This is a genomic window from Rahnella sikkimica, from assembly GCF_002951615.1.
GTDB classification, from domain to species: domain Bacteria; phylum Pseudomonadota; class Gammaproteobacteria; order Enterobacterales; family Enterobacteriaceae; genus Rahnella; species Rahnella sikkimica.
This window is the reverse complement of the sequence record NZ_CP019062.1, coordinates 1,259,682-1,281,364: the sequence shown is the minus strand read 5'-3', so window position 1 is coordinate 1,281,364 and position 21,683 is coordinate 1,259,682. Positions and strand designations below refer to the sequence as shown.

Sequence of the window (21,683 nt, the reverse complement as noted above, 5' to 3'; positions counted from 1 at the left end):
CGCGAGCCTTACTGATACGGTTTCAACAGACGGTCAGCCTGTTTTTGGGCAGAACTGAGCGCGTCGGCTGGCGTTTTCGCCTGCGTCACCGCCGCTTCGATTGCATGGTTCATCAGCTCCTGAATCTGCACGCTGTTGTAGGTCGAGAGTTCCGGCTGCGAGTATTTCAGCTGCTCACGGGCCACCAGCGCCTGCGGAACCTTTTTCACATAATCCTGCATCACCGTCGTTTCCCACGCGGCTGGCGACGTCGCGACATAACCGGTCGCGATGCTCCAGCGTGCCGCCTGTTCCGGGGCGGACACCCAGCGGATGAACTCCATTGCCGCTTTCTGCTGCTCAGGCGTCGCGTTTTTGAAAACATACAAATTGCCGCCGCCGGTCGGGCTGCCGCGCTGGGTTTTCTCCGGCAGCATCGCTACACCAAACGGGAATTTCGCGTTGTCACGCACCGTCGTCAGGTTGCCGGTGGTGGTCACCATCATGGCCGTTTTGCCGTCGATGAAATCCTGCGGCGTGGTGCCCCAGGCAATCGCGCCTTTCGGGGAAACCGCGTCTTTCTGCGCCAGATCGGTCAGCCATTGCAGCGCTTCCACGTTGGCCGGTGTGTCAAATGTGACAGCGGTGCCTTTGCCGTTATCCAGATGGCTGCCGTTGGTGGCGGCAATGCCCTGGAAGTTCCAGTAACCGTTTGGCGTAGAAGGGATTTCGATGCCCCACTGTTTGACGTCGTTGCCGTCGCGTACCACCAGTTTCTTACCAAAATCCACGACCTGCTGCCAGTTGGCCGGCGGCGTGTCGCCGTTCAGACCGGCTTTCTCAAACGCCTGTTTATTCCAGTACAACACCACCGTCGAACGCTGGAACGGAATGCTCCAGACTTTGTCCTGAATGTGACGGATAAAGGCCGGATAGAAGCCGTCGATCCACTTTTTCCCTTCCGCGTCATTGGCGAGATCGCTCACCGGCACAATCGCGCCCGCATCAATCAGGGAATAAGCTTCGATGTCGCCGATCACCGCGATTTGCGGCGCATTGCCCCCGCGAAACGCGGTCAGTGCTTTGGTTACCGTCGTTGCGTAATCTCCGGTGTACACCGGCTGAATGCTGATATCCGGGTGCGTTTTCTGAAAATCTTCCACCAGCGTATCGACCGTATGGCTGATTTTTCCGCCCACGGCAATCGGGTAATACATCTGTAATTTCACCGGATCGGCCGCAAAAGCAGAGGTTCCGGTGATCAGCAAAACAGCGGTAGCAAGGCGTGAAAAGCGATGAACAAGTGACATGGTTTTCCCTTCGGCAAGTGTTGTAGTAAGAGTAAAAAATACGTTCACGACGATAAATGGCCGCTAGACGGCAACTCTCTGACCGGAGGGCATACAAAATTCCTCCGCGTCATAACAGCGTTTTCCGCCCGTCGTGAAGAAAAAATATTGTGCGCTGGTCAGCCATTGCAGCCCGACCGGCTGGCCTTCGGCAAAACGCTTCATGCCGGCCACTTTGACGGTCAGCGGCTCTGCGGCACCGGCGAGTGAACACACCACCAGCGTATCCGCGCCCATGTATTCGTGGCTGACAACCTGTGCCGTCAGCCCCGCCTGCGTGGCATCGGTCAGCTGAATATCTTCGGCGCGCAGCCCCAGGCTGAGCGAAGCGTCACCCGGCATTTCCACCACAGGAACCGGCATGGCGGCGAGATAATGATGTTCACCGCGACGCGTCAGCGGCAGGATATTCATCGGCGGCGCACCGATAAATTGCGCAGCAAAAATGCTTTCCGGGTTGTTGTAGAGATTGTCCGGCGTGTCGTGCTGTTCGATGCGACCGTCGTTAAGCAGAATGATTTTATCCGCCATGCTCATCGCTTCAGTCTGATCGTGGGTGACATACACCATCGTCAGGCCGAGTTTTTTCTGAATCGCCCGGATTTCGCGGCGCATACTCTGACGCAGCTTGGCGTCGAGATTGGACAGCGGTTCATCCATCAGGCACAGCCGGTTATTGGCGATCACCGCCCGCCCGAGCGCCACGCGTTGCTGCTGCCCGCCCGAAAGCTGCGATGGCAATCTGTCCAGCAGCGGTTCCAGCTCCATCAGCCGGCTGACGTCCGCCAGCCGCGAAGCAAATTGCCGCTTATCTTCGCCACGCGCCCGCAGCCCGAACAGCAGGTTTTCCCGCACGCTCATGTGTGGAAATAATGCATAGGACTGAAACACCATCGACAGTTTGCGCTGCGACGGCGTCAGCGCGGTGACGTCGGATTGCTGGAAATAAATCGCCCCGCTGTCGGCTGATTCCAGCCCGGCAATCGTGCGCAACATGGTGGATTTCCCGCAGCCGGAAGGCCCCAGCAGCGCAATAAATTCGCCTTCTTCCACATCAAAACTGATGTCGTCGAGCGCAATTTTATTGCCCCAGGTTTTGTGGATGTGATGGAGTGATACATAACTCATGTTTGTTGCCCGTCTCTGCCGGTGATGGGCATAACCTAACGGGCTTAAATGACGCTTTTATGAAATTCGGTTTTTTTTCACTTGCAGTGAAGCGCTGGAACTATGATCGAGAAAATTTCTGTTTTTCAATTGCATTGATGGCTTGACCGAGAAAGTTTCGGTTTCTCACTCGCCGTGATGGCGGGATCGAGGAAGTTTCGGTTTCTCAATTACGGTGATCACTTAACTCACTGCGCCGAAACCGACAAAGAGGGAGGAAAGCGCCTCCCTCTTTGATCTCCCACGCTTTTTTCCAACACGCGCTGCCGCTGGCTGGCTATTTTTCAGCAGCCACAATTATTGCCGCGAAAACTTGCCGCTACGCGGTTCCTTCATTTCGGTCTTCGAGCCTTTCGGTCTCGAAACACTCATTCAGCAAGCTTTCTGAAAGCGGCTGGAGGATTATCTAAATTCAAAGTCATTCAGTTTTCTTACTTAACCTTTTGTGAAAACGGCAACTCATTTTATTAAAAACAACCAGCAGTAAGGTTGCGAACTAAAAAGCCTCTGGCCGCTTTCAGAACGACGTTGAGTGAGTGGTGAGAAACGGCGAGAGTCTGTTTTCGAGCAGGTTCGAACCCGAAACGAGAGCACCGCGCAGCGGCGGCGTTTGCGGCACTAGCCGGAGTTGCTGAAACATACTTTACAAGCGATAGCGCGCAGTTAAAGAGCGCGGGTGTCCAGAGGGCGCGCGCGTTAACGCGCCCTTTGGGCCAGTTTGGGCGGCGAGCCCAAGGTCTTGAAGTTGAAAGTTGAAAGTTGAAAGTTGAAAGTTGAAAGTTGAAAGTTGAAAGTTGAATTATCAGGCGCCTGTATGACGCCTCATACCATCAAATCTGATAGTCAATCACCGGCTCATCCCCCACCGCAAACACCTTCTCCTTGATCTCATTCACCGACAACCCAGGGTTACACAGTTCGATAAACCGCCAGACGTAGTTTCTCTGCAACTGCGCTTTTTTAAGCCCCAGCCAGACGGTGTTGCCTTCGAACAGATGCTCGGCGTTAATCAGCTGAAGCCCGGTGTCACGCGCGGCTTCAAAGGCTTTATCCGCCAGGATCCCCACACCTAACCCCAGTTCGACGTAGGTTTTAATCACGTCAGAATCCTGCGCACTGAGCACGATATCCGCAGTGAGCGCTGCACGGCTGAACGCATCATCCAGACGGGAACGGCCTGTAATTCCCTGACGGTAAGTGATCAGCGGTTGTTCGCTGAGATGCTGTAAGGTGACCGGATGCTGCAACGTCAGCGGATGCCCTTGCGGAACCACAATCGCGTGGTGCCAGCGGTAATATGGAAATGCCGCCACCGCCGGGTCATTCATCAGTTTTTCGCTGGCGATGGCCACGTCGGCCTGCCCGCTCAGTAACATCGCCAGCACTTCCTGCGGCGAACCCTGATGAAGTTCCAGCCGCACGCCCGGATAAATCGCCCGAAAGGCTTTAATCACTTTGGGCAAACTGTAACGCGCCTGCGTGTGCGTGGTGGCGATGGTCAGCACGCCCGCGTCTTCTTTTGAAAACACATCGGCCAGACGGCGGATATTCTGCGCTTCGTTGAGAATACGTTCTGCTACGGCCAGCAGTTCTTTACCCGGCTCGGTCAGCCCCAGCAGACGCTTGCCGCGACGGATGAAAATCTCAACGCCCAGTTCATCTTCCAGCTCGCGAATATGACGACTGACGCCTGACTGCGAAGTGAACAACATGTTCGAGACTTCGGTCAGGTTGTAATTGCATCGCGCGGATTCCCGTATAATTTTGAGTTGTTGAAAATTCACCGCTGTCTGCCTCTGCTCTGTCTGAAAACCCTATTGTTACGATCTGTCGCTATGCCAGACAAATAAGAAAAAGCGGTTACTTATGCTTTTTACGACTATAGAGCGCCCGTCGGATGTTTAACGCCCATAAAAAAACGCCGGCAGGCGGCGTTTTATCTCAACATTCGGCAAATAAACCGGCGGATTATTCAGGCACCGGCGTCACGACCGGCTGACCTGAAAAATGTGCATCCAGATTCGACTGCACCAGAACCATCATATTTTCAACGGATTCCGGCGACCGGCCTGCTACATGCGGCGTCAGTACCAGATTATCCAGCGCCAGCATTTCTGCCGGGACTTTCGGCTCTCCGTCCACCACATCCAGCGCGGCTCCGGCAATTTCATGGCGTTGCAGGCTGGCGATCAGCGCGTCGCTGTCCACCACGCTGCCCCGCGAAATGTTAATCAGATAACCGTTTTCCCCCAGCGCTTTCAAAACCTCTGCATTCACCAGCCGCGTGGTGTTGGCACCGCCGGGCGTGGCGACGACCAGATAATCCGCCCAGCCGGCCAGTTCTGTGACGTTTGGAAAATACGGATACGGGCTGTTTTCCTGAGGACGGCGGTTGTGATACCCCACCTCCATATCAAACCCACCGGCAGCGCGGCGGGCAATCAGCGCACCGATGTTTCCCAGCCCGATGATCCCCAGCCGCTTGCCGGACATTCCGTCCACATTCCAGCGTGTTTTTTTCCATTCACCGGCGCGAACGGATGCATCGAACTGCGGAATTCTGCGGGTGACTGCCAGCATCAGCGCCAGCGTATGATCCACAACTGACGAACTGTTGGTGCCGGGGCCGTGCGTGACCTGAATGCCGCGCTGTTTTGCCGCTGCCAGATCGATATTTTCAAAGCCGACGCCCTGCGCACAAATAATTTCCAGTGCGGGCAATGCAGCGATTTCCGCCGCGCTCACACCGATGGTGCCTATGGTTAAAATGGCGCGGATAGATCGGGCGATTTGCGGATCAAGGTTAGCTCGTTGTTCGGGCGTGGTGGCGAAATGCAGGGAATATCCGGCTGCTGCAAACCGGTCAGGATAGCCCGCATCAAGGTCGATGTGGCTCAGCAAAGCGATGGTCATAAAGGAAATCCTCGGGGATGAGTTCTTATAATCACTAGCAGGCTAGCTTTTCATTTTCACTATTGACGAAGCCTCTCAGCTTGTACAGCTTTTCGCGGTTTTTGGGTCAATTTCACCAGTCCGGTCTACACTCCTTGATATTGCCTGTACATGCGCAGACAGGCTTCTTTCGGAATTTTTTTGTCAGATTTCCCAGAAACGGAGTGACGTCGAGTATGACAAAGGCCCGATCCGGTAAGACAAGTAAACCCACCGCCACGACGGGAGAAGTCCGCACCGTTCCTTCCCACGCACAGGTTGATATCGCCGTTGACGATTTGGGCGTGCGCATCATCCATCCTTACAGCGACGGCGAAATTGTTCGCAGTTTTGATTCCGGGCATACCACCCGCGTACGGGAAGGATTGCCCGTCCCGCTCGGCGCGACCTGGGACGGTCTGGGCGTTAACTTCGCGTTGTTTTCCGCCAACGCCACCAAGGTTGAATTGTGCCTGTTTAATGAAGCCGGTGAGCAATACGACGTGATTGAACTGCCCGAGTACACCGACGAGGTCTGGCACGGCTATCTGCCGGACGCACGCCCCGGTCTGCTTTATGCCTACCGCGTTCACGGGCCTTATGCGCCGCACGACGGTCACCGGTTTAATCCGGCCAAATTACTGCTCGACCCTTATGCCAAACAGATTGTCGGTGAACTGAAATGGGATGACGCGCTGTTTGCCTATGACATGCAAAGCGCGAAGAAAGATCTGCATATTGATAACCGTGACAGCGCGGAATTTCTGCCAAAGTGCCGCGTGATTGATCCGGCATTTTCCTGGGCGCGTTCGCGCAAACGCCATATTCCGTGGGAAAAAACGCTGATTTATGAAACCCATGTGCGCGGTTACACCATGCGTCATCCGGCGGTGCCGGAGCATTTGCGCGGGACATTCTCGGGGATGAGTACGCCGCACATCGTGGAATACATCCGCTCGCTGGGCGTGACCTCGGTTGAGCTGATGCCGGTTCATGCGTTCACCGATGACCGGCATTTACAGGATAAAGGGCTGCATAATTTCTGGGGTTACAACACGCTGAGTTTCTTCGCGCCGCACCCGCAATATATGGCGACGCACACGGTGAACGAATTCAAGCAAATGATTGCCACCCTGCACGCGGCGAACATTGAGGTCATTCTCGACGTGGTTTACAACCACACGGCGGAAGGCAATGAGCTTGGCCCGACGCTTTCCTTTAAAGGCATCGACAACGCCAGCTATTACCGCCTGATGCCGCACAATAAACGTTATTACATTAATGACACAGGCACCGGCAATACGCTCAATCTCAGCCACCCACGCGTGCTGCAAATGGTGACGGATTCCCTGCGTTACTGGGCGACAGAAATGCAGGTCGACGGCTTCCGGTTCGATCTCGCCACTATTCTCGGGCGGGAAAGTTACGGTTTTGACGAAGGCTGCGGTTTTCTCGATACCTGCCGTCAGGATCCTGTTCTCAGCCAGTGCAAGCTGATTGCGGAACCCTGGGATTGCGGCCCCGGCGGCTATCAGGTCGGGGGTTTCCCACCGGGCTGGATGGAGTGGAATGACCGCTACCGCGACACGGTGCGTAAATTCTGGCGCGGCGACGAAGGCCAGCTGGCGCAGTTTGCCACCCGCCTTTCCGGCTCAGCAGATTTGTTCAATCACCGCGGGCGCAAGCCTTATGCCTCGGTGAATTTTATTACCGCGCACGACGGCTTCACGCTCAACGACTGGGTGTCTTACGCCAGTAAACACAACGAAGCCAACGGCGAGAACGGCAAAGACGGCAGCGATAACAATATTTCGGCCAACTACGGCGTGGAAGGTCAGACTGATGATCCTGCCATTAATGCGCTGCGGCTGCGGCAGATGCGAAATATGCTGGCGACGCTGCTGTTTTCCCAGGGCACGCCGATGTTGCTGGCCGGGGACGAATTTGCACGCTCGCAAAACGGCAATAACAATGCCTATTGTCAGGACACCGAAATTGCGTGGGTTAACTGGAATATCGAGGACAAAGGCCAGTCGCTGCTGCTCTTTACGTACCGGCTGATTGCCCTGCGTAAGCGTTTCCCGATCCTCCACCGTGGCCGTTTTCTGACCGGCGCGGTGCATGAAAAACTGGGTGTCAAGGATGTGAGCTGGTTCCAGCCGCAGGGCGAAGAAATGACGGACGTCGCCTGGAAAGATCCGCACGCCAAGTGCATCGCGATGCTGCTCGATGGTCGTGCGCAACCCACGGGTTTGCTGCGTCAGGGGTCGCTAAGTACGGTTTTGCTGCTGTTTAACGCCTCACACGAAGATGTCGTGTTTACGCTCCCTTCCGTGGCGCACGGTGAAGGCTGGCGGCATATTCTTGATACGTTCCAGCCCGACGATGTGAACGAGCATAACTTTGAGTTTGGCCGCGAATACATCTGTACATCGCGGACCGTTGTGCTGTTTGAACTGGTGAGCACCGCCAAAAACTAAACCCGCCGCGCTGCTTCAGGCATTCAAAATCTGAAGCAGCGTTTCGCGCCCTTGCGCCAGCCCTTTCTCACGGCCTATCGTCTGACGGCTCACGCCTTCCGCACGAATAATGTGGCAATTCACCACACCCATCAGTTCCAGAATGGACGCCAGATAAGGCTCCTGGAAATCATGCAGCTTGCCTTCTTCTGTGGTGTAAACCCCGCCACGGCTTGACGCCACGAAAGCCGTTTTGCCGGGGATCAGCCCGATGACGCCCTGAGGCGTGTAGCGGAATGTCAGCCCTTTCTGGCAGACCTGATCCAGCCAGGCTTTGAGATTGCTCGGGATTGAGTGGTTGTACATCGGCGCGCCAATCACCAGCACGTCGCAGGCCGTCAGTTCTTCAATCGACTGATAAATGCCGTCAAGTTCGGTTTGTAATTGCGGCGTGATGACTTCGTCCTGCGCGTTGTGCAGCAGGCTCATGGCCGCAGCAGAAAGATGCGGCGGTGGCGTGACGCCCAGATCACGGTATGTCACGACCGCACCGGGATGACGGGCGCACAGTTCGGCGACGATCATCGCGGAAAGTTCGCGGGTGACAGAACCCGTGGTAAACGGGCTGGAATCGAGGTGTAAAATTTTCATTGGATAATCCTGTTTCATTACGTTTGTTGGCATGAACACAGGGTAATCGTTGTTGTAATAATGAAAAATATCTAATATCGCAACACATCGTCCCATTATTGCAACGACGGAGTTTTTCACCGATGAATGAAGATCTCAATGACATGGCGCTGTTTGCCGCCGTGGTGAAACACCAGGGGTTTACCTCCGCAGGCCGTGCGCTGGGGTTGTCGAAGTCCCTGCTCAGCCGCCGGGTTGATGCGCTGGAAACCCGCCTCGGCGTGCGTTTGCTGCAACGTACGTCGCGCCATTTTTCGGTGACCAGCGTGGGCGAATGCTACGCGATTGAATGCCAGAAATTACTGCAACAGGCGCAGGCGGCGCGGCAGGTCATTGATGATTTACAGCAGAATCCGCGCGGGCTTCTGCGGGTTTGTACGCCAGTGATGATGGCAGAAATGGTGGTCGCGCCGCTGATGACGGAGTTTCTGACCCGTTTTCCCGATATCCAGCTGGAGCTTCTGGCGATCAACCGGGCGGTGGATTTACTGGAGGAGAACTTCGACGTCACCCTGCACTCACACAGTGAACCACTGGAGGATTCCGGCCTGTACCGCAAAGCGCTCGGGTTGCTGCGCTACGCGCTGGTGGCCAGCCCGGCATTTATCCGCGCGTTGCCATCCGCACCATCGGTTGAACAGCTAAGCTATCTGCCGTCTTTGGTGCGCAAAACAGCGTGGGCAGCGAGCCACTGGGAACTGTCGCATCCGCAGGAAGGAGCCCGCAAAGTGGCGCTAACGCCGAAGATGATCAGCAATAATCTGCTGGTGCTGCGACAGGCGGCGGTGGACGGGCTGGGCGTGGCGTTGTTGCCGGAAATGGCGTGCAAAGAGGATTTAGCGAACGGCAGGCTGCATTATTTTTTGCCGGACTGGCAGACACCGCCGTCTGAGATTTCGGCGCTGTATGCCAGCCACAAAGGCCAGTCACCAGCGTTGCGTGTGTTTCTCGATTATCTGGCGGAGAAACTGCACGGAACGCTGTGAAACGGTTACTCCGGATCTTTCAGGTAGGCTTTGAACTGAGGGGACATATACGTTTTAAAGGTGTCGCCCTCTTTGGTAATGAGATAGACCGCCAGATGTTCTTTCTCGGCAAGCGCCAGCGCTTTGTGAGTGCCCAGCACCATCAGGCCGGTGTCCCAGCCATCGGCTTCGAGCGCAGTCGGAGCAATCACGGTCGCCGAAACCAGTTTATGCGTAATCGGTGCACCGGTCGCCGGATCGATAATGTGCGATAACCGTTTGCCGTCGAGCTCATAATAATTGCGGTAACTGCCGGAAGTGCTGATGCCCATGCCCTGCAAATCAACAATCGCCTGCACGGCAGTTTCTTTGTCCGTCGGTTTCTGAATCGCCACCTGCCACGGATTGCCCTTCGGATTGTATCCGCGCGAAACCACCGCACCGCCCACCGACACCAGGTAATTGCTGATGCCGTTGCCCTCAATCAGGCGCGCCAGATGATCGGTCGCGTAACCTTCGCCAACGGTCGAGAGATCAACATACATCCCCTGCATATCTTTTTGCAGGTACTGCCCGTCGCTTTGCTGGATCACTTTCAGATGCTGTAAACCAATACGCTGGCGGGCATCCGCAATCTGTTGCGCCGTCGGCATTTTCACCGGCTGTTTATCCGGCCCGAAGCCCCACAGGTTCACCAGCGGCCCCACGGTGATATCCATCGCACCGCCGGTCAGCTGACCAATGCGCATTGATGTCACGATCGCATCGGCCATCCCTGCACTGATCGGTTGCGGTACGTTGCCCTGATACTGGTTAAAACGTGAAAGCACCGAGTCTTCTTTGTACGTCGACAGTTCGTGGTCGTCTTCTTTGAGCTGCGCTTCGATTTGTTCACGCAACGCGACTTCCCGGTTTTTGTCCACTCCCGCCAGACTGACGCGGTAAAACGTGCCCATGGTTTTCCCTTCAATCACCAGCGCATCTTCTGACTCAGACGCGCCGCGATCACAGGCAGACAGCAGCCCCACCGCACACAGCAACAGTGCGCTACGTAAATAAACCGGTTTTGAAAACATGAAAATAGCTCAGTTGAGTGCCCGTCGCCGGGCAGAAAAAGTATCAGGACATTACGGGGTCGCGCTTAAACCACGACGCAACAAAATTTCGGTTGAAGGTTTCCGGTCAGCGGCTGCGTTTGGCGTGTCGCTCCCAGTTTTCCTGTTTGGCCTGCGCCGTTTTTTTGAGCGCCACATAACAGGCACCCGCGCCGCCATCTTTCTGGATTGCCACGCTGAAAGCCTGCACTTCATCGAGCTGTTTCAGCCATTTCGCCACATAGCTGCGCACAATATTCGCGTGGCTTTCGTCTTCCCGGCCACGACCATGAATGATTAACAGGGTACGTAGATTTTCCGCCTGCGCCTGACAGAAGAAGGTAAAAAGTTCCTGACGACATTGCTCCACCGGCTTGCGCAGCAAATTCAGGCTGGCTTCCAGCGGGTATTTCCCCTGCCGGAGTTTATCGAGAACCCCCTGCTGCACGCCGTCGTGTTTATATTCCAGCGGCTCATCGCACGGCTGGATATTCAGAAAACCGGTGGTCAGCGGGTTCTCGCGTTTTTCGGCAACCTCGCCCGTTTCCGGCTTATTCCCTGTGGCTGAGCTCCTGAGGTAGACCACCCGTTTATCCGACGCCAGAGGCTGGACGCCTGCCATTTCCTGACTGAATAAATCATCATCATCGCTCATTTTTTACCTCTTTTTCAGCGGTGGGGCCGGGGTAAATTATCCCTGTAAACGCCCTGCGGGTAAAGCCGGGTTGCGCTGGCTATACGCCAGCGGCAGACCGGTAAACAATCCTGAAATGGCCGGATTGCCGGTAAAAGTCATTTTTGATTCTATACTTAGCGGCTGGGGCAGAAAACCATTGCGACCAATCGGCTTCTGTAACCCCGTTAAATTGAGGAGAAAAGATGCCGTACCTTGATGATCCTTTAATTATTTTCACTGACCTGGACGGGTCGCTGCTCGACCATCACGATTACAGCTGGAAACCCGCGCAGCCGTGGCTGGATAAACTGGCTACCGCGAACATTCCGCTGATCCTGACCACCAGTAAAACCTCCGCGGAAGTCACGGCATTACAGGCCGCCCTGCACCTGACCCATCAGCCTTATATTGCAGAAAACGGGGCGATTATCCACCTGCCGCCGGGCTGGCAAACGTCTGAACAGGAATCGGTGCACGTCATGGGTGCCTGTTACCGCGATATCCGTCAGGCGCTGGTCGATTTGCGCCAGCGTTATGATTTTGAGTTTCGCGGCTTTGGTGACGTCACGCCAAAACAGGTCGCAGTCTGGACGGGCTTATCTGAAGCGCAGGCTGAACTGGCGATGCAGCGGGAAGCGTCCGAGCCGCTGGTGTGGTTCGGCAACGATCTGGATTTTTCGCATCTGAAAAAATGTCTGTCCCGCGAAGGTCTGGCGCTGACACGAGGAGGCCGCTTCTGGCACGTCATGGGCACTGATGCAGGAAAAGGCCAGGCGGTGCAGTGGCTGTCTGCGCAATACCGGCAGCAGCGCGGCGCGCCGGTGACGAGTATCGGGCTGGGCGATGGCCCGAATGATTTATCCATGCTGGAAGCCGTGGATTACGCCGTGGTGATTAAAGGCCATCACGATCATCAAATGCCGGTGAATCACCGGAACAATTCTCAGGTATTTCGTACCACCGAATTTGGCCCGCACGGCTGGTGTCAGGGGCTGGATCATTTTATTACCCTTTCTCAACGGGAGAATGTTTAAGGGAAGTCGTTTATTCAATGTGAGCCAGAGCATTGTTTATCGTTCTTTGTTTACCAATAAGACTTCCAATAATTTTATCTATTCTAAAATTGGAGAATACCGCATGAGCGATTTTTATCAGGATGGTGTAATCACTAATTTTCATAACCTGACTCACCGCAAAGTGGAAGAACTGGAATACGATTTGCAGGTGTTTTCAGGCCGCCGTTCGATGGGATTAATATTACCTTCGTTGTTTTCAGAGCTTGAAGGCCCGGCGCTGACGCATATTGTCGATGAACTGACAAAAGTGCCTTATCTGGAAGAAATCGTTATTGGTTTAGATCGCGCAGACCGCGATCAGTTTTTATTTGCCCGCGAATTTTTCTCCCGCCTGCCGCAGCGTCACCGTATTTTATGGAATGATGGCCCGCGTCTTAAGGCACTGGATGAAGAGCTTAAAAAAGAAAATCTTTCACCGAATGAACCGGGCAAAGGCCGCAACGTGTGGTTCTGCGCTGGCTATACGCTGGCGTCGCGCCGCACGTCGGTGGTTGGGCTACACGATTGTGACATTGTCACGTACAGCCGCGATATGCTAGCGCGTCTGATGTATCCGGTCGCGAACCCGAATTTCCATTACGATTTCTGCAAAGGCTATTACGCCCGCGTGGCGGACGGGAAATTTAATGGCCGCGTCGGACGTCTGCTGGTCTTCCCGCTGCTTAAATCGCTGCAAATCGTTTATGGCCACTCGGATTTTCTGGAATATCTGCGCACCTTCCGCTACCCGCTTTCCGGTGAATTCGCCATGCGCACGCACGTTTTGAATGATTTGCGCATTCCCAGCGACTGGGGTTTGGAAATAGGCGTATTGTCCGAACTGCACCGCAATACCGCGACGCGCCGTATCTGCCAGGTGGATATCGCCGACAATTACGATCACAAGCATCAGCCAATGTCGGAAGATGACGCCACCAACGGTTTGCAGCGCATGAGTATTGATATCACCAAAGCGCTGTACCGCAAGATGGCGATCCTCGGCGTGAATATCACCAGCGAGTCATTCCGCATTCTCAAAGCCACGTATTACCGTAATGCGCTGGATATGATTGACAGCTTTGAGAATGACGCGCGGATGAACGGTCTGTCGTTTGACCGCCACAGTGAAGAATCCGCCGTAGAACTCTTCTCCGGCGCAATCATGGAAGCCGGTCAGGCGTTTGTCGATACGCCGAGTGAAAAACCGTTTATTCCGAGCTGGAGCCGCGTGCAGTCGGCGTTCCCGGATATGCTGGAGCGCATTCATGAGGCAGTAGAAAAAGATAACGAAGGCGACGTGTAACGCTTATCGGGGCAGATGTTCGAAAGGAAAAACGCTGCGATTGCAGCGTTTTTTATGGGAAATTTTATCGCCCGCAGCGCTGAATAATTGATCGCCGATGAATATTCTTAGGTTGCTATAAGTTGATTCACACGCCTGATTTATTAAAATAGAATTATAATTCCCACAAATAATTTGATGCAGTTTTAAATCTCATTGATTCTCAATTCGGCTTAATTCCCCGTTCAGATCAAAATATTCTGGGAAAAAACCTGTTTAAAAACGGGGTTTTTTAACATTTCGCTCTTTTCGTTCCATTCAGCTACTTATCACTCGCTGCAAAAGATGTTAAAATTGACCCATATCAATATTGCCAGAGTGACTATCATGATCCCAGAAAAACGTATTATTCGACGTATCCAATCTGGTGGCTGTGCAATCCATTGTCAGGACTGTAGCATCAGCCAGCTTTGTATTCCTTTCACCCTGAACGAGCATGAACTCGATCAGCTGGATAACATCATCGAAAGGAAAAAGCCGATCCAAAAAGGTCAGGCATTGTTTAAAGCCGGTGATGAACTGAAATCCCTTTACGCAATCCGTTCCGGTACCATCAAAAGCTATACCATCACTGAACAAGGTGACGAACAAATTACCGGTTTCCACCTGGCAGGCGATTTAGTCGGCTTTGATGCCATTGGTGGCTTGCAGCACCCAAGTTTCGCACAGGCTCTGGAAACGTCCATGGTGTGTGAAATCCCGTTTGAGACGCTCGATGACCTCTCCGGGAAAATGCCGAATCTGCGCCAGCAGATGATGCGACTGATGAGCGGTGAGATCAAAGGCGACCAGGACATGATCCTGTTGCTGTCCAAGAAAAATGCCGAAGAAAGACTGGCCGCGTTTATCTACAATCTCTCCCGCCGCTTCGCACAACGTGGTTTCTCTCAGCGCGAATTCCGTCTGACGATGACCCGTGGCGACATCGGTAACTACCTCGGTCTGACCGTTGAAACCATCAGCCGTCTGCTGGGCCGTTTCCAAAAATCAGAAATGCTGAGTGTAAAAGGCAAATACATTACGATTGAGAATCACGAAATGCTTTCTCAGTTAGCCGGACAGTCTGTCCCCGTTTCTGCCTGACCATTTTGATTTTCTTCTGATTGACTGGCGTCGGATCCTCAGGGAATAATTTGTTGATCCGACTCAATTTCTCCGCTGTCCGATTGCTTAATCTTGGTTTACTCTGTACTTAATACACTGACCGCCGTTCTCTTACAGGTGTTAAGGAGTCCCCATGGCTAAGTATCAGAATTTACTGGTTGCTATAGACCCCAATCAGGATGACCAACCCGCACTGCGTCGTGCCGTTTATCTGGTGCAGCGTAACGGTGGCCGCATCAAAGCGTTCCTGTCCATTTATGATTTTTCTTACGAGATGACGACCATGCTTTCGCCGGATGAGCGGAACAGCATGCGCCAGAGTGTGATCAGCGAAAGGGAAGAATGGATTAAAGAGCAATGCCACTACTACGTCGAAGCAGGCATTGTGATTGATGTCAAAGTCGTCTGGCACAACAAACCTTTTGAAGCAATTATTCAGGAAGTGATTTCCGGAAATCATGATTTGCTTCTGAAAATGGCCCATCAGCATGACCGTCTGGAATCCGTCATTTTCACCCCGACGGACTGGAATTTACTGCGTAAGTGCCCTTGCCCGGTCTGGATGGTGAAAGACCAGCCTTGGCCGGAAGGCGGTAAAGCGGTGGTAGCCGTTAACCTTTCCAGCGAAGAGCCTTATCACGATCCGCTCAACATCAAACTGGTGAAGGAAACTATCGATCTTGCCAGCCATGTGAATCAGACCGAAGTCCATCTGGTGGGTGCTTATCCGGTGACACCGATTAACATCGCCATCGAACTTCCCGATTTTGACCCGAGCGTTTACAACGACGCGATACGTGGTCAGCACCTGATTGCGATGAAAGCCCTGCGCCAGAAATTCCAGCTCGACGAAAAATTCACGCATGTGGAAAAAGGTCTGCCGGAAGAAGTCATTCCCGACATTGCGGAGCATTTGCAAGCGGGTGTGGTGGTTCTGGGGTCTATCGGGCGTACCGGTTTGTCTGCGGCGTTTCTCGGTAATACCACCGAACAGGTGATCGACCATCTGAAATGTGACTTGCTGGCCATCAAACCCGACGATTTTGAGTGCCCTATTACGGCGGACGATGAAGAAGAAGATGACGAAGATTAACGTCTGAAAGACAGATAAATTAAAGGCCAGTCAACAGACTGGCCTTTTGCATTACTGCCGGAGAATTACAGCGCGCGCAGGATTTTCTCAACGCTTTCTTTCGCATCGCCAAACAGCATTTGTGTGTTTTCTTTGAAGAACAGCGGGTTCTGGACACCAGCATAACCGGTGTTCATTGAACGTTTGAACACGATAACGTTCTGCGCTTTCCACACTTCCAGCACCGGCATACCCGCAATCGGGCTGCGCGGATCCTCCTGCGCCGCCGGGTTCACGGTGTCATTCGCACCGATAACCAGCACCACGTCAGTATCGCTAAAGTCATCGTTGATCTCGTCCATTTCCAGCACGATGTCATACGGGACTTTCGCTTCCGCCAGCAGCACGTTCATGTGGCCCGGCAAACGCCCGGCAACCGGGTGAATGCCGAAACGCACCTTGATACCTTTCGCGCGCAGTTTAGCCGTGATGTCGTGCACAGGATATTGCGCCTGCGCCACCGCCATGCCGTAGCCTGGGGTAATGATCACTGAACTGGCGTTTTTCAGCATATCCGCCACGTCTTCAGCTGAGGCTTCATGGTATTCGCCCATTTCTTCTGCATTACCGGTAGAAGAACCGTCAGTGCCGAAACCACCGGCAATCACGCTGATGAACGAACGGTTCATCGCTTTACACATGATGTACGACAGGATCGCACCGGAAGAACCCACCAGCGCACCGGTAACAATCAGCAGGTCGTTGCTCAGCATGAAACCTGCCGCCGCCGCTGCCCAACCGGAATAAGAGTTCAGCATGGATACAACGACCGGCATATCCGCACCGCCGATGGAAGACACCAGATGCCAGCCGAAGCCCAGCGCGATAAGGGTCATGATAAGCAGAGCCAGAACTTGCAGGCCCACGCTTTCAGTGCGAACGAATGTCACCATCAGCAGGAAAGACACGACCAGCGCGGCCAGATTCAGCTTGTGACGGTGCGGCAATGCGAGCGGTTTGGAAGAGAAAATCCCGCGCAGTTTGCCAAACGCCACAATCGAACCGGTGAAAGTCACCGCACCGATGAAGATACCGAGGAACACTTCGGTCAGATGGATATTTTCCATCATGCCTTCCATCGGCACCGCGCCGTGATCCAGATAGCTGTTAAAGCCCACCAGAACCGCCGCCAGACCCACGAAGCTGTGAAGAATTGCGACCAGTTCAGGCATTTCGGTCATTTCGACTTTACGTGCCAGATAAACGCCAATCGTGCCACCAATCACCATCGCGACGATGATCCAGCCGACATTGCCGGAGTCAGGCCCCAGAATGGTGGCGATAAGCGCGATAGCCATCCCGGTGACGCCGAAAATGTTACCCTGCTTTGACGTTTCATGTTTTGACAGCCCCGCAAGGCTGCAAATAAACAGAATAGCGGCAACAATATATGCTGCTGTAACTAAACCCCCAGACATATGTTATTCCTTAGTTCTTGCGAAACATCTTCAGCATGCGCTGAGTGACGGTGAATCCGCCGAAAATATTGATACTGGCAATCAGTACGGCAATAAAGGACAGGAAACTGACCCAACCGCCATGACCGATTTGCAGCACGGCACCCACCACGATGATCCCTGAAATGGCGTTAGTGACCGACATTAACGGGGTATGCAGCGCATGACTGACGTTCCAGACCACGTAATAACCGACCACGCAAGACAGCGCAAAAACGGTAAAGTGGGACAGGAACTCTTTCGGAGCAACATTCGCCAGCCAGCCGAACAGCACGATGGCGACAGCCATGATGATGTATTTAGTCCACGGATTAGCGGGTTTAGCTTCTGCTTTTACTACCGGTTCAGCGGCTTTCGCAGCCTGTGGCTGGGCAGAAACCTGAATCGGTGGCGCAGGCCAGGTGACTTCGCCGGTTTTCACCACGGTCACGCCGCGCACAACGGTATCGTCGAAATCAATGTCGATTTCGCCGTTTTTCTCTTTGCACAGCAGTTTCAGCAGGTTAACCAGGTTGGTGCCGTACAGTTGTGAAGACTGGGTTGGCAAACGGCTAGGCAGATCGGTGTAACCGATGATCTTCACGCCGTTTTCAGTAGTGGTGATTTTGTCTGCTACGGTCAGCTCACAGTTACCACCGGTTTGCGCAGCCAGATCGACAATCACGCTGCCCGGTTTCATCGAGGCGACCATTTCTTTGGTGATAAGCTTTGGAGCCGGACGGCCCGGGATCAGCGCAGTCGTTACGATGATGTCCACTTCTTCAGCCTGCGCCGCAAACAGCGCCATTTCGGCTTTGATGAACGCTTCGGACATCACTTTCGCGTAGCCGTCACCGCTGCCCGCTTCTTCTTCGAAGTCCAGTTCCAGGAACTCCGCACCCATACTTTGTACCTGCTCTTTCACTTCAGGGCGGGTATCAAATGCACGAACGATAGCACCGAGGCTGCCAGCAGCACCGATGGCCGCGAGGCCAGCCACACCGGCGCCGATAATCATGACTTTTGCAGGCGGAACTTTACCGGCGGCGGTGATTTGCCCGGTGAAGAAACGGCCAAACTCATGCGCAGCTTCAACAATCGCACGATAACCGGCGATGTTAGCCATCGAGCTCAGAGCATCGAGAGATTGCGCGCGGGAAATACGGGGGACAGAGTCCATTGCCATCGCCGTCACCTGACGGTCGGCAAGTTTTTGTATCAGTTCAGGATTTTGCGCAGGCCAGATAAAGCTGACCAGCGTGGTTCCTGCCTGTAATTTGTCGATTTCATCGTTCTCAGGCGCATTCACCTTCAAAACGATATCTGATTGCCATACATCATCGCCAGTGACGACCGAGGCTCCCGCTTCTTCATACGCGGAATCGTCAAAGCTGGCTAACTTACCGGCACCCTGTTCGATAGCCACCGTGAAGCCGAGTTTAAGCAACTGTTCCACCGTCTTCGGCGTGGCTGCAACCCTGGCTTCATTGGTCAACCGCTCTTTTGGTACACCAATACGCATAGTATTCCCTTCACCCTTTTCATTGATGATTTTTGTCATCGACATAACAATTCAATTACCAACCTGTCGGTTATATAAACGACCGAAAATCTGTTTTTGCAGGCTGGGTATAACCTACTGAATATCTAATCAATAATCTACGTATCGCAGCGATAGTCAGACAATTAATAATAAAAAAATTGATATGGTCCGCAAACCTGCTGCAAACCGTGAGAAACAGGCCTTTATTCCACCTGAGAATCCTATTTATACCGGATCAATCACTCAGGTAACACTCACTCTACCCCGCCCGGTGCGGGCATAAAAGTTAGAAAATAGTGAATAATTAACATTTATTTCACTACTTGGTTTATTCATCAAACTTATATAAGTTAATGGCAGTAAAAAAAGAGGTGTGTTATCTCGATACCGCTCGCATTATTGCCATAAATTGCTGAGACACTCAGCATTGTTACATGCAATAATCGGCCGCTAACCTGTTACACATCAAGAATTCAGCACGTTTCAACATTACAGCGCAAGGTGAAAGGATTTTTTATGAAGCTGACAAAAACGATCATCGCATCGGCCCTGTTTTCTATTTCTGCGCTGTCCGCAGCACATGCCGCGCAGGAAATTAGCCCGCAGAAAGCAGCCGCCATCAAGCCTTTTGATCGCATTGTTATTTCCGGGCGATTTAACACGCTGGGCGACGCGGCTGACGCCGTCTCCCGCCGTGCCGATACGCTGGGTGCAGATTATTTCTATATTCAAGATACGAATACCACTAACAATAGCGGTAACTGGCGCGTAGTTGCAGATATCTATAAAAAAGATGCGCCTGAAGTCAGCAACGACCCACACTATCGCGTCATTAACGGCGTTGTAGAGCTTCCGAAAGACGTTGCTTACGGCCTGGAGCCTTTTGATACGGTCACTGTCAGCGGTTTCTACCGCAGCCAGCCAGACGTTAATGATGCCATCACGACGGCCGCGAAACAGAAAGGGGCCTACTCTTTCTTCATCGTGCGTCAGATTGATGCCAACAGCGGCGGCAACCAGTACATCACTGCATTCATCTATAAGAAAGATGCGCCGAAACGCGTTGTTCAGTCTCCGGATGCGATCCCTGCTGATTCTGAAGCAGGTAAAGCCGCGCTGGCAGCAGGCGGTGCAGAAGCGAAGAAAGTTGAAATTCCGGGTGTGGCCTCTTCCGGCAGCCCAAGCCGTGATGTTGGCCGTTTCTTCGAAACGCAGACTTCTACTGGCAAACGTTACACTGTCACAGCAACCAACGGTGCACAAATTCAGGAAGTGAACGACGTGACCGCCGCACAGATGGTTCCGTTTGATTCCACAACCTTCACCGGGCATTTCAACAGCACCACGGACGTTTCACAGGAAGTGGCGAACCGTGCTGCGGCGAAAGGCGCGAAGTTCTACCACATTACCCGTCAGTGGCAGAACAAAAGCGGCGGCAACCTGACCGTGAGCGCAGACTTCTTCAAATAAGTCTGAGCAGCGCAATAAAGCAAAAGGCAGCCTTTCGGGGCTGCCTTTTTACTTTCTGCCTGTCACTGCGGCGTTATTTTCCCCAGGTTCTTTCCAGAACGTTAACCCAGTTCTTGTAGCAAATTTTCTCCAGCAGCGCCTGCCCGTAACCGGCTTCACGCAGCGCATTGACCAGTACCGGCAAACCGCGTACATCCGACATAAACGGTGCCATTGATGCGCCGTCGAAATCAGAGCCAAAGCCCACGTTGTCTTCGCCCAGATGCTCCACCAGATAATCGACGTGACGCACCATGATATCGGTGCCGGTATCGTCGCTTCTTTTGCCGTCTTCGCGCAGGAATGGCACAGCGAAGTTCAGCCCGACAAAGCCGTTGCTCTCTTTAATGGCGGCCAGCTGTTTGTCAGTCAGATTGCGCGACTGCGGACAAATGCTGAACGCATTGGAATGGCTGGCGACCAGCGGCGCATCACTCAGTCCGGCAATCTCCCAGAAGCCTTTTTCATTGAGGTGCGACAGGTCGATCATGATGCGTTTTTGGTTACAGGCTTTTACCAGCCGGACGCCCGCTTCCGTCAGTCCCGGCCCGGTATCCGGCGAGGTCTGGTATTTGAACGGCACGCCGTGGCCGAAAATGTTCGGACGACTCCAGACCGGCCCCAGCGAACGCAGCCCCATGCTGTACAACACGTCCAGATTATACAAATCCTCATCAATCGCTTCCGCCCCTTCAATATGCATAACCACAGCTAATGCGTGGTTATCGAAAGACTGACGAATTTCCTGCGCCGAGCGGCAAATTTTCACCTTCCCGTGTGACTGTTCTTCAATTCTGAGCAAAAACGCCATCATGCCAAATGTGACGTCGCGTGCAAAATCGAAAGAAGGGGTCGGCGAAAAATCAGGATGTTTTTGAGTACCTTCCACAAGGAATCGCGTATCGACCGAGCGATCAGGCACGCTATTTGCAAGGTCAGTGTCAGGAGTGGGTACCCACGCGGCAAACAGCCCGCCAGCAAAGCCCGCTTCACGACAGCGCGGCAGGTCGAGTTGTCCGCTGGCGGGTCCCTGAAGGAATGCGCGTTCAGGATTTTGGCGATGTTCTTTCCAAAGTTGCAGCAGAACATCGTTATGTCCATCAAATACCGGCATTAGTTCTTCGGTTCCGTGCGCTACGTTATTCATAAAAAAGGTCTACCTTTGATTAAGCATGACTAAGACAACGAAGATTTGCTCAGACGAAGTGCATCACCTGCGAACGATTGCACCAACGAAGAACAAACACAGTAC

At 53.4% G+C, this 21,683-nt stretch carries 17 protein-coding genes; 7 read left to right on the top strand and 10 right to left on the bottom strand.

What is annotated here, in order from left to right:
* Positions 1-8: 8 nt before the first annotated feature.
* The 4 genes from BV494_RS05800 to BV494_RS05785 all read right to left on the bottom strand — a co-directional run bounded on the left by BV494_RS05800 (position 9) and on the right by BV494_RS05785 (position 5,408).
* Entirely contained in the window at positions 9-1,289 is a 1,281-nt protein-coding gene (locus BV494_RS05800) for an ABC transporter substrate-binding protein (RefSeq protein WP_104921991.1), read from the bottom strand.
* A 63-nt stretch (positions 1,290-1,352) separates the two neighbouring features.
* Positions 1,353-2,456, bottom strand: a complete 1,104-nt coding sequence (locus BV494_RS05795; RefSeq protein WP_104921990.1) for an ABC transporter ATP-binding protein — start codon at positions 2,454-2,456, stop codon at positions 1,353-1,355.
* An 869-nt stretch (positions 2,457-3,325) separates the two neighbouring features.
* Positions 3,326-4,279 carry an HTH-type transcriptional regulator Cbl gene (gene cbl / locus BV494_RS05790; protein ID WP_104921989.1) on the bottom strand — a complete coding sequence of 318 codons (954 nt, stop codon included), beginning with the start codon at positions 4,277-4,279 and terminating at the stop codon, positions 3,326-3,328.
* A gap of 184 nt (positions 4,280-4,463) precedes the next feature.
* The gene (locus BV494_RS05785) at positions 4,464-5,408 is read right to left on the bottom strand and encodes a 2-hydroxyacid dehydrogenase (protein ID WP_104921988.1); all 945 of its coding nucleotides are present in this window, start codon (positions 5,406-5,408) and stop codon (positions 4,464-4,466) included.
* Positions 5,409-5,623: 215 nt separating this feature from the next.
* On the opposite strand from BV494_RS05785, the gene glgX reads away from it, so the two are divergent.
* Positions 5,624-7,906, top strand: a complete 2,283-nt coding sequence (glgX, locus tag BV494_RS05780) for a glycogen debranching protein GlgX (protein ID WP_104921987.1) — start codon at positions 5,624-5,626, stop codon at positions 7,904-7,906.
* A 15-nt stretch (positions 7,907-7,921) separates the two neighbouring features.
* On the opposite strand, the gene BV494_RS05775 is transcribed toward glgX, so the two are convergent.
* Positions 7,922-8,536, bottom strand: a complete 615-nt coding sequence (locus tag BV494_RS05775) for an FMN-dependent NADH-azoreductase (RefSeq protein ID WP_192938082.1) — start codon at positions 8,534-8,536, stop codon at positions 7,922-7,924.
* 122 nt (positions 8,537-8,658) lie between these two features.
* Between BV494_RS05775 and BV494_RS05770 the strand changes: the two genes are divergently transcribed.
* Positions 8,659-9,561, top strand: a complete 903-nt coding sequence (locus BV494_RS05770) for a LysR substrate-binding domain-containing protein (protein WP_104921985.1) — start codon at positions 8,659-8,661, stop codon at positions 9,559-9,561.
* Between the two features lie 5 nt (positions 9,562-9,566).
* On the opposite strand, the gene apbE is transcribed toward BV494_RS05770, so the two are convergent.
* Positions 9,567-10,616 carry an FAD:protein FMN transferase ApbE gene (apbE, locus tag BV494_RS05765; protein ID WP_104921984.1) on the bottom strand — a complete coding sequence of 350 codons (1,050 nt, stop codon included), beginning with the start codon at positions 10,614-10,616 and terminating at the stop codon, positions 9,567-9,569.
* Between the two features lie 106 nt (positions 10,617-10,722).
* On the bottom strand, positions 10,723-11,289 hold the full coding sequence (smrA, locus tag BV494_RS05760; RefSeq protein WP_104921983.1) for a DNA endonuclease SmrA: 567 nt from the start codon (positions 11,287-11,289) through the stop codon (positions 10,723-10,725).
* Positions 11,290-11,513: 224 nt separating this feature from the next.
* Between smrA and BV494_RS05755 the strand changes: the two genes are divergently transcribed.
* The 4 genes from BV494_RS05755 to uspE all read left to right on the top strand — a co-directional run bounded on the left by BV494_RS05755 (position 11,514) and on the right by uspE (position 15,904).
* Positions 11,514-12,344 (top strand): mannosyl-3-phosphoglycerate phosphatase-related protein, encoded by an 831-nt coding sequence (locus BV494_RS05755; protein ID WP_104921982.1) that lies wholly within the window; start codon positions 11,514-11,516, stop codon positions 12,342-12,344.
* 103 nt (positions 12,345-12,447) lie between these two features.
* Positions 12,448-13,668, top strand: a complete 1,221-nt coding sequence (locus BV494_RS05750; RefSeq protein ID WP_104924722.1) for a glycosyltransferase family protein — start codon at positions 12,448-12,450, stop codon at positions 13,666-13,668.
* 366 nt (positions 13,669-14,034) lie between these two features.
* Entirely contained in the window at positions 14,035-14,790 is a 756-nt protein-coding gene (gene fnr, locus BV494_RS05745; RefSeq protein WP_104921981.1) for a fumarate/nitrate reduction transcriptional regulator Fnr, read from the top strand.
* Between the two features lie 154 nt (positions 14,791-14,944).
* Positions 14,945-15,904 (top strand): universal stress protein UspE, encoded by a 960-nt coding sequence (gene uspE / locus BV494_RS05740; RefSeq protein WP_104921980.1) that lies wholly within the window; start codon positions 14,945-14,947, stop codon positions 15,902-15,904.
* Between the two features lie 65 nt (positions 15,905-15,969).
* Here the strand turns inward: uspE and pntB are convergent, their stop codons facing one another.
* Positions 15,970-17,361 carry a Re/Si-specific NAD(P)(+) transhydrogenase subunit beta gene (gene pntB, locus BV494_RS05735; RefSeq protein WP_104921979.1) on the bottom strand — a complete coding sequence of 464 codons (1,392 nt, stop codon included), beginning with the start codon at positions 17,359-17,361 and terminating at the stop codon, positions 15,970-15,972.
* Between the two features lie 10 nt (positions 17,362-17,371).
* Positions 17,372-18,901 carry a Re/Si-specific NAD(P)(+) transhydrogenase subunit alpha gene (pntA, locus tag BV494_RS05730; RefSeq protein ID WP_104921978.1) on the bottom strand — a complete coding sequence of 510 codons (1,530 nt, stop codon included), beginning with the start codon at positions 18,899-18,901 and terminating at the stop codon, positions 17,372-17,374.
* Positions 18,902-19,438: 537 nt separating this feature from the next.
* Between pntA and ydgH the strand changes: the two genes are divergently transcribed.
* The gene (ydgH, locus tag BV494_RS05725; RefSeq protein ID WP_104921977.1) at positions 19,439-20,392 is read left to right on the top strand and encodes a DUF1471 family protein YdgH; all 954 of its coding nucleotides are present in this window, start codon (positions 19,439-19,441) and stop codon (positions 20,390-20,392) included.
* A gap of 73 nt (positions 20,393-20,465) precedes the next feature.
* Here ydgH and BV494_RS05720 read toward each other — a convergent pair whose 3' ends face one another.
* Positions 20,466-21,578, bottom strand: a complete 1,113-nt coding sequence (locus BV494_RS05720; RefSeq protein WP_104921976.1) for a dipeptidase — start codon at positions 21,576-21,578, stop codon at positions 20,466-20,468.
* Positions 21,579-21,683: the final 105 nt, after the last annotated feature.

Bases quoted from the DNA above. Each gene is read 5' to 3' on its own strand.
- uspE (WP_104921980.1), top strand. From the start codon at position 14,945: ATGGCTAAGTATCAGAATTTACTGGTTGCTATAGACCCCAATCAGGAT.
- pntA (WP_104921978.1), bottom strand. From the start codon at position 18,901: ATGCGTATTGGTGTACCAAAAGAGCGGTTGACCAATGAAGCCAGGGTT.
- BV494_RS05770 (WP_104921985.1), top strand. From the start codon at position 8,659: ATGAATGAAGATCTCAATGACATGGCGCTGTTTGCCGCCGTGGTGAAA.
- ydgH (WP_104921977.1), top strand. From the start codon at position 19,439: ATGAAGCTGACAAAAACGATCATCGCATCGGCCCTGTTTTCTATTTCT.
- BV494_RS05795 (WP_104921990.1), bottom strand. From the start codon at position 2,456: ATGAGTTATGTATCACTCCATCACATCCACAAAACCTGGGGCAATAAA.
- BV494_RS05755 (WP_104921982.1), top strand. From the start codon at position 11,514: ATGCCGTACCTTGATGATCCTTTAATTATTTTCACTGACCTGGACGGG.
- BV494_RS05785 (WP_104921988.1), bottom strand. From the start codon at position 5,408: ATGACCATCGCTTTGCTGAGCCACATCGACCTTGATGCGGGCTATCCT.
- pntB (WP_104921979.1), bottom strand. From the start codon at position 17,361: ATGTCTGGGGGTTTAGTTACAGCAGCATATATTGTTGCCGCTATTCTG.
- BV494_RS05775 (WP_192938082.1), bottom strand. From the start codon at position 8,536: ATGAAAATTTTACACCTCGATTCCAGCCCGTTTACCACGGGTTCTGTC.
- BV494_RS05800 (WP_104921991.1), bottom strand. From the start codon at position 1,289: ATGTCACTTGTTCATCGCTTTTCACGCCTTGCTACCGCTGTTTTGCTG.
- apbE (WP_104921984.1), bottom strand. From the start codon at position 10,616: ATGTTTTCAAAACCGGTTTATTTACGTAGCGCACTGTTGCTGTGTGCG.
- glgX (WP_104921987.1), top strand. From the start codon at position 5,624: ATGACAAAGGCCCGATCCGGTAAGACAAGTAAACCCACCGCCACGACG.
- BV494_RS05750 (WP_104924722.1), top strand. From the start codon at position 12,448: ATGAGCGATTTTTATCAGGATGGTGTAATCACTAATTTTCATAACCTG.
- fnr (WP_104921981.1), top strand. From the start codon at position 14,035: ATGATCCCAGAAAAACGTATTATTCGACGTATCCAATCTGGTGGCTGT.
- BV494_RS05720 (WP_104921976.1), bottom strand. From the start codon at position 21,578: ATGAATAACGTAGCGCACGGAACCGAAGAACTAATGCCGGTATTTGAT.
- smrA (WP_104921983.1), bottom strand. From the start codon at position 11,289: ATGAGCGATGATGATGATTTATTCAGTCAGGAAATGGCAGGCGTCCAG.